Source organism: Devosia sp. A369, from assembly GCF_054489345.1.
Genome location: NZ_JBTMWV010000007.1, coordinates 95,055 through 107,603 on the forward strand (window position 1 = coordinate 95,055; position 12,549 = coordinate 107,603).

Sequence of the window (12,549 nt, forward strand, 5' to 3'; positions counted from 1 at the left end):
TTGTAGTTTTTTGTAAAGCGAGGGCAGCAACGTCCCCACTGGAGAGCGTCAATGACAGGCAAGACCAATGCGGTCCCCGAGGCTGCCCTGACGGGCAGCCTGCGTGATTTCCGGGCCCCCGAAGGGCCCGATCTGATCAACCGCGTTGCCGGCTTCTATGCCTGGCAGAATGTGCGCCGTGAGCATGATATGTGGCCCTATGCCCGCTCCACCTCCACTGCGCCCCAGGCCCGCTGCGAGGCCAGGAGCGATACTGGCGAAAGCTTCTCCGGGATCAACTTTGCCAGCCAGGATTATCTGAGCCTGTCCTCGCACCCGGCCATCAAGGAAGCCGCGATCCAGGCCATCACCGATTATGGTGTGCATAGCGCAGGCTCGGCCGCGCTGCTCGGCAACACCGCCAATTCCCTGCTGCTCGAACAGGGCCTGTCCGAATTTCTCGGCGGCCGCGAAATCGTACTCTACCCCACCGGCTGGGCCGCCGGCTACGGTTCGGTGCAGGGTTTCGTGCGCGCCAATGATCATGTGGTGATGGATATCCTGGCCCATTCGTGCCTCCAGGAAGGCGCCAAATCCGCCACCCAGAACATCCATTATCACGGCCACCTCAACCTTGACGCCCTCGCCCGCAAGCTGGAGCGCATCCGCGCCAGCGACCAGGAAAACGGCATCATGGTGGTGACCGAGAGCTTGTTCTCGATGCATTCCGACACGCCAGACTTGTTGGCGATGCGTGCACTTTGCGACCAGCATGCTGCCACTTTGCTGGTGGATTGCGCGCATGATCTGGGCTCCATCGGCGATGACGGGCTCGGCCATCTCGGCCTGCAGAATGCGATGGATGCCGCCGACATCATCATCGGCAGCTTTTCCAAGACGTTTGGCTCCAATGGCGGCTTCATCGCCGTCAAGGACAAGGCCAGTGCTGAATATCTGAAATATTACAGCGCCACCCACACCTTCTCCAACGCCCTCTCCCCGGTGCAGGCGGCCACGGTGCTCTGCGCGCTCAATATCGTGCGCTCCGAGGAAGGCCGCATGCTGCGCCGCAAGCTGATGGACAATATTCTCTATCTGCGCGCCGAAATGGCTCGTGCCGGTCTCGAAACGCTGGGCGACCCTTCGCCGATCGTGCCGGTGCGGCTGGGCCTCGAAGGCGTCGGCCGCTTTGCCAGCCGCCATCTGATGGCGATGGGTGGCATTGCCAATCTGGTCGAATATCCGGCAGTGCCGCAGGGCGGCGCGCGGTTCCGCTTCCAGGTCATGGCCTCGCATAGCAAGGACGATATCGATCAGGTGGTTGCCATCCTCGCCAAGGCGATGCGAGATGCCGATCTGGAATACCGCCTCGGCCATGAGGGCCAGCAAGCCCGCGCCGCCGCCAGCGCGGCGGCATAAAGGCGGGACGATGCGCCACGCTCCCACACTCCTTGCGGTCGACGACGATGCGGCGTCGGCCGAACTGATTGTCCGGGTGGCAGAGCGTTGCGGCTATGACGCCTTTGCCACCTCGGATTCGCGTGGTGTGATCAATCTCGTCGCCGCGTTGCGTCCCGACGTGATGAGCGTGGATATCTCCATGCCCCATGTCGACGCCATCGAACTGTTCCGCCTGCTGGCAGAGGCCAATTATGGCGGCGAGATCATCATCGTCAGCGGCCAGGATGAGCAGACGCTGCGGATGACGCAAAGCGCCGCCGAACTGATGGGGCTGCGGCTCCCCTATGTGCATCAAAAGCCGCTGGACATCGCCCGCCTGCGCGAAACGCTGACCATCCGGCTGTCCAAGGCGGGCTGAACGTCTTAGCCGTAGTTCATCGCGGCTGCGGGGGTCTTGGGCCCCAGCACGGCCTGCATCTTGCCGAGCAGGCGCGGCAGATCCACCGGCTTGGTGTCGAAGTCGATGCAGCCCGCCGCCAGCGCATTGGCGCGGTCGCTCTCAAAGGCGCTCGCCGTCAGGGCGATGATCGGCAGGGCCGCCGTTTCCGGGTCGGCGCGAATACGGCGGGTGGCCTCGCAGCCATCCATTTCTCCCAAGCCGATATCCATCAGGATGACGTCCGGCATCAGTGCCTTGGCGGCGGCGATGCCGCTGGGACCATCCTCGGCAAAGCGGATGGAAAAGCCACGCCGCTCCAGCCGGCGGCCGAGCACGTCGCGGTTGATCGGGTTGTCTTCGACGATGAGGACCAGGGCCATTTCGTGGGGCTCCCTATGATGCACTGGCGGCCTTGGCGCGCGAACCGCGCGTAGCCTTGAGCCCGGCCAGCGCCGCCTTGACCTTGCTGGTGTCGAGCGGCTTCATCACGATGCCGTCGGCCCCGGCCGCCAGCGCCTTGCTGCGCTCGGCCAGGATCGAGATCATGAAGACCGGGATGTCCGTGGTCACCGGATCGGCCTTGAGCGCCGCCAGCACATCCCAGCCATCAAAACCGGGCATCAGAATATCGAGGAAGATCGCCGCCGGCTTGACCGTGCGGGCGATCTGCAGCGCCGATTGCGGCGCATCGGTGCAGATCGGGGTGTAGTCTTCCTTGATCAGCAGGCGTTCCGCCAGTTCGAGGAAGTTGCGGTCGTCATCCACCACCAGAATGCGCGGCCGCTTGTCGTGATTGCCGGCGTGTCCGCTCATGCCGACAAAGCCGGACCGGCGCTGGCCGATCTCGGCTTCGCCTTCGGCCAGGAACGCCTCGTCCTGCAGCCGCTCCTTCTGCGACGACACGATCGGCGACTGTGCGGGCTCTGCCTGCACGCTCTGCACCGGCAGACAAATGGTGAAGCGACTGCCCTTGCCCAGTTCGCTCTCGATCTCGATCTGCCCGCCCATCAGCCGGCACAGATTCTGGCTCAGCGACAGTCCCAGCCCGGTGCCGCCATAGACGGCGGCGATTCTAGAACTGGCCTGGGTGAAATTGGCGAACAGCACCTTTTGCTGTTCCAGCGAAATGCCGATGCCGGTGTCGATCACCGCAATTTCCACCATCTCGTTGCGCCGCTGCACCGACAGGGTGATCTGTCCGTTCTGGGTGAATTTGGCGGCGTTGGACAGCAGGTTGAAAATCGCCTGACGCAGCTTGGTAGCGTCGGCGCGCATACTGCCAAGATCGGCACCGCGCGCGACGACGAAGCTATTGGTATTTTTGGCCGCCAAGGGCCGCGCCGTGGCCTCGACCTCGTCAATCAACGCGTCGATATCGAGATTTTCCAGATGCAGGGCCATTTTGCCGGCCTCGATCTTGGAGATATCCAGAATGTCATTGACCATGGCCAGCAGATGCTTGCCGGCGGCGCTGATCTTCTGCAGGTCGGCAATCTGCTCGCCGCGCCCGTCAAGTTCGGCGTCTTCGAGCAGGATTTCCGAATAGCCCAGCACTGCATTGAGCGGGGTGCGCAGCTCGTGGCTCATCTTGGCCAGGAATTCCGACTTGGCGCCATTGGCGCGCTCGGCCTCATCCTTGGCGCTGGTCAGTGCCTTGAGGGTGGATTGGTGGCGGTCGATTTCCTTGATCAGCTCGGACTGGCTGTCCACCACGCTGGAGTAATAGGCCGCCATCATGAAGACGTAGATATTGGCGCCCAGTGCCGACAGCATGCCGGGCACCGCCATGTCTTCGAGCGGGATATGCTGGGGGAAATTGCTGAACAGGTAGAAGCCATAAAGCGCGGCAATGCCCAGCGTGATCTGGCCGAAAACGAAGATACGCGCCGTCCAGGTCGAGCCCAGATACATGAAGGCCAGCAGCGGCGTCAGCACGAACCAGAGCAGGAAGGGCGAGCTGGTGCCGCCGTAATTATAGGTGCCCCACAGAATGGCGAAGGTCAGGTTCAGCACCGAGGCCATGGCCAGCGGCGTGTAAGCGCGCGGGAACAGCTTCACCAGCGCCAGAAACGGCCAGAAGCCATAGATCGACGCCGCCAAGATCGGCACATGCGGCAAGGGTTGAGGGTCGGCGAACCAGAGAAACACCGGGATCGGCGTGGCGATGATCGGCCCGAACAGATGGCTGATGATGAACATCTGCAGGCGTTTGCGCGTGTGCAAATCCCCTTTCAGGTGTTCGGGGATAAACCAGTTCATCAGCCGTTGGAACGCCGTCAGAAGTGCCACGGAGCCGCCTCGCGCAGGATATGCCGCCAGACTGTGGTCCCAACTCTTTGAAAAAGTCGTAAACTATTGTTCCGATTATGGACGTAAGCGCCGGGGGAGGCGTTTCGCCACCCAATCGGTGCCATCCTGGGGTGGCCCAACTGGACGATCCCAGGAGGGACCCCGGCCCAAGGCCGGGGTGACATCCCTGGGTGGGATGGAGCGGGCGTTAGCGGCCCAGCCCCAGTTTTGGGTGCTCCAGCGCGGTCATCACGCCGCGCAGTTCGGCCAGGCCCTTCATCCGGCCGATGGTCGGATAGCCCGGCTGCGAGCGCCGGCCCAGATCGTCGAGGATATCCTGGCCGTGGTCGGGGCGCATCGGGATGGCGTGGTCCTTGCGTCCGGCCGCGCGGCGCTTGGCCTCTTCGCGCAGGATGGCAGCGATCAACGCCACCATGTCGGTATCGCCGCCCAGATGCTCGGCCTCGTAGAACGAGCCGACAATGTCATCATTGTCGCGCTTGACGTTGCGCAGATGCAGGAAATGCACCTTGTCGCCGAGCCGCTCCATCATCCCCGGCAGATCATTGTCGGGCCGCGCGCCGAGCGAGCCGGAGCACAAGGTCATGCCATTGGCCGGGCTGTCCACCGCGTCGAGCATGTATTTATAATCCGCCTCGGTCGACATCACCCGCGGCAGGCCGAGTAGGGCGAACGGGGGATCGTCCGGGTGGCAGCAGAGGCGCAGCCCCAGATCTTCGGCGGTCGGCACTACGGCATCGAGGAAATCGACGAAATTGGCGCGCAAGCGGTCGCGGGTGATGGCGCCATATTCATCGAGATGGGCCTGCACATCTTCCAGCGACATCGACTCGGTCGAGCCGGGCAGGCCCATGGTGACATTGCGGGCCAGCTGCTTGCGCGCATTGTCATCCATCGCGGAAATGCGGCGTTCGGCCTGATCGGCGATGGCGTTGGTATAGTCCGCCGTGGCGCCCTGGCGCTTGAGCACATGAATGTCGAAGGCGGCGAAATCATTGATGTCGAAGCGCATGCAGGACGCGCCATTGGGCACGGTCCAGCGCAGATCGGTACGGGTCCAATCCAGCACCGGCATGAAATTGTAGCAGATCACTTCCATGCCGCTGGCGGCCAGATTGCGCAGCGAAACCTTGTAGGCCTCGATATGCTCGCGCCAGTCGTTCTTCTGCTTCTTGATGTCTTCGCTGACCGGCAGGCTTTCCACCACATCCCAGGTCAGCCCCGAGGCCGTGCCATCCTTGCGGGAGGCGATCTCGGTGTGGCGCTGAGCGATTTCCTCGGGCGTCCACACCTGGCCATTGGGCACATGATGCAGGGCGCTCACCACGCCGGCAGCGCCCACCTGGGTGATATCGTCGATGCTGCACTGGTCCTTGGGACCGAACCACCGCCAAGTCTGTCGCAAATCAGGCACTCCAAAAACGTCAGCGTAAAAGCGCGCTACCGCACTCTAGTATGGTAGAGCCTTGCCATAAGCCGGCCGGCCCGCAAAGCCCTATTGCCGGCCCACTCACGACAAATCCTTGTCGTAGACGAATTTGGGCATTTCCCATTTGTAGATGATGGCCAGCACGCGCAGCGGGAAGCCCACGGCCAGCGCCGCCAGCATCACCAGCTCGGGGTTCAGATTGGCGGCCAGGCCGAAATAATAGATCGCCCCGGTGACAATGGAGACGGTGGCGTAAAGCTCGGCGCGAAACACCAGCGGCACGTCATTGCACAACACGTCGCGCAGGATGCCGCCAAAAATCCCGGTGACCATGCCGGCGACCAGCACGATCAGCGGATGGGCGCCCACCTCGAGCGCGACATTGCAGCCGATGATGGTGAACACCACCAGCCCCAGCCCGTCGAGCAGCAGGAACGGCCAGCGCAGCCTGTCCACCACCCGCGCCAGCGCAATGGTCAGCAGCGCCGCGCCGCAGACCAGCAGCAGCACATAGGGGTTCTTCACCCAGAACAGCGGGTAATGGCCGAGAAAAATGTCGCGGATGGTGCCGCCGCCCAGCGCCGTGACGCAGGCCAGCAGGCACACGCCGAACCAGTCCATCTTGCGCCGCCCCGCCGCCAGCGCCGCCGTCATCGCCTCGGCGGCGACGGCGATGTAAAACATCACTTCCAGCATGCTTGTTCCTGTGCCCGCCAAAACCGGGTTGCGACCGTCCATTTATGGCATGAAACTGTCGCCTCCAGCGAGGGTCCCATGCGCCAACCTAAATCCGTCAAGGCCCTCGAAGAACTGGGCCGCGTGCAGCTCTCGGAAAACTTCTTTTTCCGCGATTTTCTCTATTCCGAAATTGCGGGGCTGCATGGCTTCGCCAATATCCCCGACGACCCCGATCTGGCCATCGCTGCCGGCAGCATGCTGTGCAAATCCCTGCTCGAACCGCTCCAGGCCCGCTTCGGCAAGATCTCCATCCGCTCGGCGTTTCGCTCGGCAGAGGTCAACCAGTTCGGCAATGCCAACAAACTCAATTGCGGGCGCAACGAAACCAATTATGCCGGCCATATCTGGGACCGCCGCGACGCCGCAGGCCGCATGGGCGCCACCGCCTGCATCGTCGTCAATCGCTTCGTGCCCTATTACCAGCGCACCGGCGACTGGGAGGCGATGGCCTGGTGGGTGCATGACCACCTGCCCTATCACGACATGGAATTCTTCCCCAAGCTGGCGGCTTTCAACCTGCAATGGCGCGAGCAACCGGTGCGCAGCATCTACAGCTTCATCCCGCCCCGGCGCGGGCGTTTGACCGCACCGGGAAAGGATAATTGGGGTGGCACGCATGAAAATGCCTATGCCGCGATGCTGGCGGCTACAGGAAATCCTGCCGCAGCGGATTGAACACGTCGATCAACCGGCCTTTTTCCAGCGCCACCACGCCATGCACCAGCCCGCTCGGCACGATGAAGCTGCCGCCGGTGCCGACAACCTGGGTCTGGCCGTCAATGGTCACCTCGAACGCGCCTTCGGCGACATAGCTGACCTGGATATGGGGGTGGCTATGCAGCGCGCCGACGGCGCCCTTGTCGAAGCAGAATTCCACCTGCATCATCTCGGGCGTGTGGATCAAAACGCGGCGGGTATTGCCCGGCGCCATGACGACGATTTCGCCCGCGTCCGGCTGCGCGAACAGCTGTTGTTCAGTCATAGTGTTACCTCGCGAGCCAGCCGCCATCCACGGGGATGACCGCGCCATGCATGTAGTTGGAAGCACGCGACAGCAGGAAGACTGCCGCGTCGCCAATGTCGGAGGGCGCGCCCCAGCGCCCGGCCGGAATACGGCCCAGGATCGAGGCCGAGCGGTCGGGATCGGCCCGCAAAGCTTCGGTATTGTTGGTCTCGATATAGCCGGGGGCGATGGAATTGACGTTGATGCCCTGCGCTGCCCACTCATTGGCCAGCAGGCGGGTGATGCCCAGCACGCCGCTTTTGGAGGCGGTGTAACTCGCCACTCGGATGCCGCCCTGAAAGCTGAGCATCGAGGAGATGTTGACGATCTTGCCGGTGCGGCCCTCGGCCAGGGCTTTCTTGCCCAGCGACTGGCAGAGAAAGAACATCGTCTTGAGGTTGATGTCCATCACGCTGTCCCAGTCGGCCTCGGTGAGGTCTACCGCGTCGGCCCGCTTGATGATGCCGGCATTATTGACCAGCCCATCGATCGGGCCATAGGCGTCCCAGGCGGCGTCAAACATCGCCTGGGCGGCACTGGCGGATCCGAGATCGGCCTGCACGGCCGTGAAGGGCGCGCCGATGGCGTCCATCATGCCCGTGGTTTGCTCCATGCTGGACCGCCCGACGCCGATCACCGTACCACCGGCCCGGCCAATGCTGAGCGCAATGCCCTGGCCGATGCCGGTATTGGCGCCGGTGACCATCACGGTTTTACCGGTCAGATTGAAGGCGCTGAGATCGGTCACAGCAACTCGTCCATGCCGATCTTTTCGGCGTCGGTATAGTCGACATTGTCGCCGGCCATGGCCCAGATGAAGGTGTAGGAGCCGGTGCCGGCGCCCGCATGGATCGACCAGGGCGGCGAGATCACCGCCTCTTCATTGCGCACGATCAGATGGCGGGTTTCGTCCGGCTCGCCCATCAGATGCAGCACGAAGGCGTCGGGCTGCAGGTCGAAATAGAGATAGGCCTCCATGCGGCGGTCATGCACATGGGCCGGCATGGTGTTCCACACCGAGCCGGGCGCAAAGCTGGTCAGCCCCACCACCAACTGGCAGGTCTTGACGCTGTCGGCGTTGACGAACTGGTAGATGGTGCGCTCGTTGGCCGTCTGCTGGCTGCCCATTTCGAGGCGCTTGGCGTCGGACTGGCGGATCAGCGTCGTCGGATGGCTGGCATGGGCCGGCGCGCTGAGCAGGTAGAACTTGGCGCCGGCGCCGGCAAAGCGCACATCCTTGGCGCCCATGCCGACATAGAGCATGTCGCGCGGGCCGACGGCGTAATCCTTGCCATCAACGGTGATGGTGCCAGCTTCGCCGATATTGGCGGCGATCAGCTCGCGCCGATCAAGGAAGTTGGCGGTGCCGGTCGGCTTGATGGTTTCGAGCACCAGCGGCTTGGCGCCCGGCACCGCGCCACCCACGGCCATGCGGTCATAATGGGTATAGGTCCAGTTGACGGCGCCATCGGCGAACAGGTCTTCGATGAGGAAATGCTCGCGCAGCTCTTCGGTGTTCATGGTGGCAGTGCTCACCGGGTCAACGGCGAAGCGAATGTCGTAATCGGTGGTCATGATTATTCCTGTAGCTATTGGCTTGAGTTCGAAGACGGCCCGCCTTCGAGAAGGCGTTGCCGATAAAGTTCCTGGCTGCGCAACAGGTGCTGGCGCATTGCTTTGCGCGCGGCTTCGCTGTCCTGTTCGGTGATTGCAGCGACGATCAACCAGTGCTCGGCCTGCACGGCCCGCTGGTACTCGCGTGTCAGGACAGTTTCAATGCGCCATGGCGACGTGACATCGCAGGGAATGGCGCGCGGCCCCAAGGCGTTGAGCACCTCGACATAGAAGGGATTGCTGGTGGCCGCAGCGATGGCATGGTGAAGGTAGAAGTCGGCCTTGCCGGTCGGCTCGTCGCGCTCCAGCAATCTGTCGAACTCATGGAACGCCTCGTGGATCGCGGCATCCTGCGAGTTGGTCCGCCGTTGCGCGGCCAGGCCAGCGCTCTCGATCTCGATACCCATGCGCACTTCGAGTACGTTAATCGCATCAGAGATGCGGTTGCCGCTGTCGATAGCCCGCAGACCGGCGCGTGCTATCACGAACACGCCCGCGCCCTGACGCGCCTCGACGATCCCATCGGCCGCCAGCGCCGCAATGGCCTCGCGCACCACCGTGCGGCTGACCCCGAATATTTTGGTCATCTGGCTTTCGGTGGGCAGCTTGCTGCCGGTGCCATAGTCACCGGCAGCAATGCGCTGGCGCATGGTGTCGATGACCAGTTCGGCCAGTTTGGGCTTGCGGCTGGGCGCGATGATCTCGTTCAGGGCCACAGCTAACCCCGGAACATGGCCGGCAGCCACAGCGACAGGGCTGGAATATAGGTCACCAGACCCAGCACGATTATGCCGGCCAGATAGAATGGCCAGATGCTCTTCATCGCTTCCATGACGGTAATTTTACCCACCGCCGCAGCGACGAACTGCACGGGCCCGAGTGGCGGTGTATTGAGCCCAATGCCGAGATTGAGGATCATGATAACGCCGAAATGCACCGGGTCCACCCCAAAGGTCTTCACCATGGGCAGGAAGATCGGTGTTGTGATGATGATCAGTGGCCCCATATCCATGAAGGTGCCGAGCAGCAGCAGCACGATATTGATCATGATCAGCACCAGCAGCGGGTCGCTGGAGATCGCCGCCATGCCGGCGGTGAGGATGGTGGCGACCTTGAGATAGGCCATCAGCCAGCCGAACGAGGCCGCCGCGCCGATGATGAACAGCACCATGGCCGTGGTCCGCACCGCGCCGAGCACCGAATGGATGAACTCGCTCCAGCTCAGCGAGCGATAGACCAGCAGCGTCACCAGCAGCGCATAGATCACGGCGATGCAGGAGCTTTCCGTGGCGGTGAAAATGCCCGAGCGCACGCCGCCGAAGATGATAGCGATCAGCATCAGGCCGGGAATCGAGACGACGAGGAAATAGCCGGCTTTGCGGAAGCCGGGGAATTTCTCGGTGGGATAGCCGCGTTTCACCGCCACCACATAGGCGGTGACGCTGAGCGCTGCGGCCAGCAACAGGCCGGGAATGATGCCGGCGGTGAACAGGTCGGCAATGGAAATATTGCCCCCGCCGGCCAGCGAATAGATGATCATATTGTGGCTGGGCGGCAGCAGCAGCGCGATCAGCGCCGCCATCGAAGTCACATTGACCGCATAGTCGGCGCCATAGCCGCGCGCCTTCATCTGCGGGATCATGATGCCGCCAACAGCGGCTGCCTCGGCCACGGCCGAGCCGGAAATGCCGCCGAACAGCGTAGAAGCGGCGATATTGACCTGCCCCAGCCCGCCCCGCACATGGCCGATCAATGAGCCGGCAAAGGCAATGATCCGCGAGGCAATACCGCCGCGCATCATCAGATCGCCGGCAAAAATGAAGAAGGGAATGGCCAGCAGGGTGAAGGCGGAGACGCCCGAATTGAGCTGCTGGAACACCACGATGGCCGGGCGGCCGAGATAGATGATAGTGGCGAAGCTGGCGATGCCGAGGCAATAGGCGATCGGCGTGCCGATGACCATCAGCACGGAGAAGACGCCAAAGAGAATCCAATATTCCATAAGTCTCAGGCCTCGGTGATCGTGGGATCGACAGGGATGTCGTCAATCGGCTCGCCGGCAGCCCGCAGCAGCAGGCGCTCCAGCGAGAACAGGCACATCAGGACGCCCGAGATCACGATGGGGAAATAGGTAAAGGCGGTGGGCAGGCCGAGCACGGGGATGCGCGTCGACCAGAAGCGAATGGCCAGCTCGCCACCGTAAAACACCATGCCGGCGGCAAAGCCGAAAACGCAGATATCGCTGATGGCGCGCAGCCAGGGCTTGGCGCCGGGCGGCAGCACATAGATCAGCACGTCGAACCCCATGTGGAAGTTCTCGCGCACGCCCACGGCAGCGCCGAGGAAAATGAACCAGGTCATGATCATGATCGAGCCGGACTCGGTCCAGGCCGGCGAGGCATTGATCACGAAGCGCATGAACACCTGATAGGCGACAATGCCGGTCATGGCGACGAGGCCGATACCGGCCAGCCACAATGCGGCGTTCGAGAGTTTTCCCAGCCCGTGGCTGATCGACAGCAGCCTGTCTCGCATGACTTATCCCTCCAGCAAGCAGAACCGGGCCGGCGCTGAGCGCCGACCCGGATAGCGTGGACTATTCAGTCGCCTGAATGCGGGCGACCAGGTCCTTGAGGGCCGGATCGGTCACGTATTTGTCGTAAACCGGACCCATGGCATCGATGAAGGGCTGCTTGTCGACTTCGTTGATCTTGGCGCCGAGCGCTTCGACCGCTGCCTTGGATTCAACTTCCTTGGCGGCCCACAGCTCGCGCTGCTTGGCCACCGATTCCTGGGCGGCTTCGCGGAACAGCGCCTGGTCTTCTGGCGTCAGGGCGTCCCAGATGATTTTGGAGATGACCAGCACTTCGGGCACCATCAGATGCTCGTCCAGCGAATAGAACTTGGCGACTTCGGCATGGCCGGCGGTGTCATAGCTGGGGTAGTTATTCTCGGCACCGTCGATAACGCCGGTCTGAATGCCCGAATAGACTTCGCCATAGGGCATCGGGGTGGCATTGCCGCCAAAAGCCGCGACCATGTCGACGAAGATATCCGACTGCATGACGCGCAGCTTCATCCCCGCCATATCGGCTGGCGTGGTGATGGGCTTGCTGCTGTTGTAGAACGAGCGGGCGCCGCCGTCGTAATAGGCCAGAGCGATCACATCCACCGCGTCGAAGGCGGCCAGGATTTCCGCGCCGATCGGACCATCGAGCACATGATGCATATGGTCGGCCGAGCGGAAAATATAGGGCAGCTGGGTGACGGTGGCCTCAGGCACCTGGGTACCAAAGGCGCCGATGGAAATGCGGTTGAGGTCGATAACGCCGAACTGGGTCTGTTCGATGGTGTCCTTTTCTTCGCCGAGCTGGGCGGAGTGGAACACTTCAACCGAATAGCGGCCATCGGTCTTGGCGCTCAGCAATTCACCGAAATGCTTGACCGCTTCGACGGTCGGATAGCCATCGGGGTGGGTATCGGACGAGCGCAGCACCGTCTGGGCGCTGGCCGTCGATACCATCAGGGATGCAGCGACGAGTACGCTCGCCGCCAGTTTAGGCAGATGCAACATTGAAGTCCTCCCAAAGGTGACATCGGTCCGGCCCGTTCTCGCGCCGTTTATGCGATGCCGTT

Annotated in this window: 14 protein-coding genes; 3 read left to right on the forward strand and 11 right to left on the reverse strand. The window is 62.6% G+C overall.

All coding sequences use genetic code 11. From position 1 onward, the window contains the following. The first annotated feature begins 51 nt into the window (after window positions 1-51). Window positions 52-1,398, forward strand: a complete 1,347-nt coding sequence (locus tag ACX3OZ_RS11110) for an aminotransferase class I/II-fold pyridoxal phosphate-dependent enzyme (RefSeq protein WP_459095900.1) — start codon at window positions 52-54, stop codon at window positions 1,396-1,398. Between the two features lie 10 nt (window positions 1,399-1,408). Continuing rightward, the gene (locus ACX3OZ_RS11115) at window positions 1,409-1,798 is read left to right on the forward strand and encodes a response regulator (RefSeq protein ID WP_459095899.1); all 390 of its coding nucleotides are present in this window, start codon (window positions 1,409-1,411) and stop codon (window positions 1,796-1,798) included. Between the two features lie 5 nt (window positions 1,799-1,803). Here the strand turns inward: ACX3OZ_RS11115 and ACX3OZ_RS11120 are convergent, their stop codons facing one another. From ACX3OZ_RS11120 to ACX3OZ_RS11135, 4 genes are all read right to left on the reverse strand, one after another. After that, window positions 1,804-2,199 (reverse strand): response regulator, encoded by a 396-nt coding sequence (locus ACX3OZ_RS11120; protein WP_459095898.1) that lies wholly within the window; start codon window positions 2,197-2,199, stop codon window positions 1,804-1,806. A 13-nt stretch (window positions 2,200-2,212) separates the two neighbouring features. Beyond that, entirely contained in the window at window positions 2,213-4,108 is a 1,896-nt protein-coding gene (locus ACX3OZ_RS11125; RefSeq protein ID WP_459104515.1) for an ATP-binding response regulator, read from the reverse strand. A 208-nt stretch (window positions 4,109-4,316) separates the two neighbouring features. Continuing rightward, the gene (uxuA, locus tag ACX3OZ_RS11130) at window positions 4,317-5,534 is read right to left on the reverse strand and encodes a mannonate dehydratase (protein WP_459095896.1); all 1,218 of its coding nucleotides are present in this window, start codon (window positions 5,532-5,534) and stop codon (window positions 4,317-4,319) included. Window positions 5,535-5,639: 105 nt separating this feature from the next. Next, window positions 5,640-6,254, reverse strand: a complete 615-nt coding sequence (locus ACX3OZ_RS11135; protein WP_459095895.1) for a trimeric intracellular cation channel family protein — start codon at window positions 6,252-6,254, stop codon at window positions 5,640-5,642. Between the two features lie 78 nt (window positions 6,255-6,332). On the opposite strand from ACX3OZ_RS11135, the gene ACX3OZ_RS11140 reads away from it, so the two are divergent. Next, window positions 6,333-6,971, forward strand: a complete 639-nt coding sequence (locus tag ACX3OZ_RS11140) for a hypothetical protein (protein ID WP_459095894.1) — start codon at window positions 6,333-6,335, stop codon at window positions 6,969-6,971. Here ACX3OZ_RS11140 and ACX3OZ_RS11145 read toward each other — a convergent pair. The 7 genes from ACX3OZ_RS11145 to ACX3OZ_RS11175 form a co-directional block, all read right to left on the reverse strand. Continuing rightward, on the reverse strand, window positions 6,943-7,278 hold the full coding sequence (locus ACX3OZ_RS11145; protein WP_459095893.1) for a cupin domain-containing protein: 336 nt from the start codon (window positions 7,276-7,278) through the stop codon (window positions 6,943-6,945). The genes ACX3OZ_RS11140 and ACX3OZ_RS11145 overlap by 29 nt on opposite strands. A 4-nt stretch (window positions 7,279-7,282) precedes the next feature. Continuing rightward, window positions 7,283-8,047, reverse strand: a complete 765-nt coding sequence (gene kduD, locus ACX3OZ_RS11150; protein WP_459095892.1) for a 2-dehydro-3-deoxy-D-gluconate 5-dehydrogenase KduD — start codon at window positions 8,045-8,047, stop codon at window positions 7,283-7,285. Continuing rightward, entirely contained in the window at window positions 8,044-8,874 is an 831-nt protein-coding gene (gene kduI, locus ACX3OZ_RS11155; RefSeq protein ID WP_459095891.1) for a 5-dehydro-4-deoxy-D-glucuronate isomerase, read from the reverse strand. Before kduI ends, kduD begins: the two co-directional genes overlap by 4 nt. 14 nt (window positions 8,875-8,888) lie before the next feature. After that, on the reverse strand, window positions 8,889-9,629 hold the full coding sequence (locus tag ACX3OZ_RS11160) for a FadR/GntR family transcriptional regulator (protein WP_459095890.1): 741 nt from the start codon (window positions 9,627-9,629) through the stop codon (window positions 8,889-8,891). Between the two features lie 2 nt (window positions 9,630-9,631). Then, window positions 9,632-10,915, reverse strand: a complete 1,284-nt coding sequence (locus tag ACX3OZ_RS11165; protein ID WP_459095889.1) for a TRAP transporter large permease — start codon at window positions 10,913-10,915, stop codon at window positions 9,632-9,634. Between the two features lie 5 nt (window positions 10,916-10,920). Continuing rightward, on the reverse strand, window positions 10,921-11,448 hold the full coding sequence (locus ACX3OZ_RS11170) for a TRAP transporter small permease (RefSeq protein ID WP_459095888.1): 528 nt from the start codon (window positions 11,446-11,448) through the stop codon (window positions 10,921-10,923). A gap of 61 nt (window positions 11,449-11,509) precedes the next feature. Next, window positions 11,510-12,487, reverse strand: coding sequence for a TRAP transporter substrate-binding protein (locus ACX3OZ_RS11175; RefSeq protein ID WP_459095887.1), 978 nt, complete (start codon window positions 12,485-12,487; stop codon window positions 11,510-11,512). Window positions 12,488-12,549 lie beyond the last annotated feature (62 nt).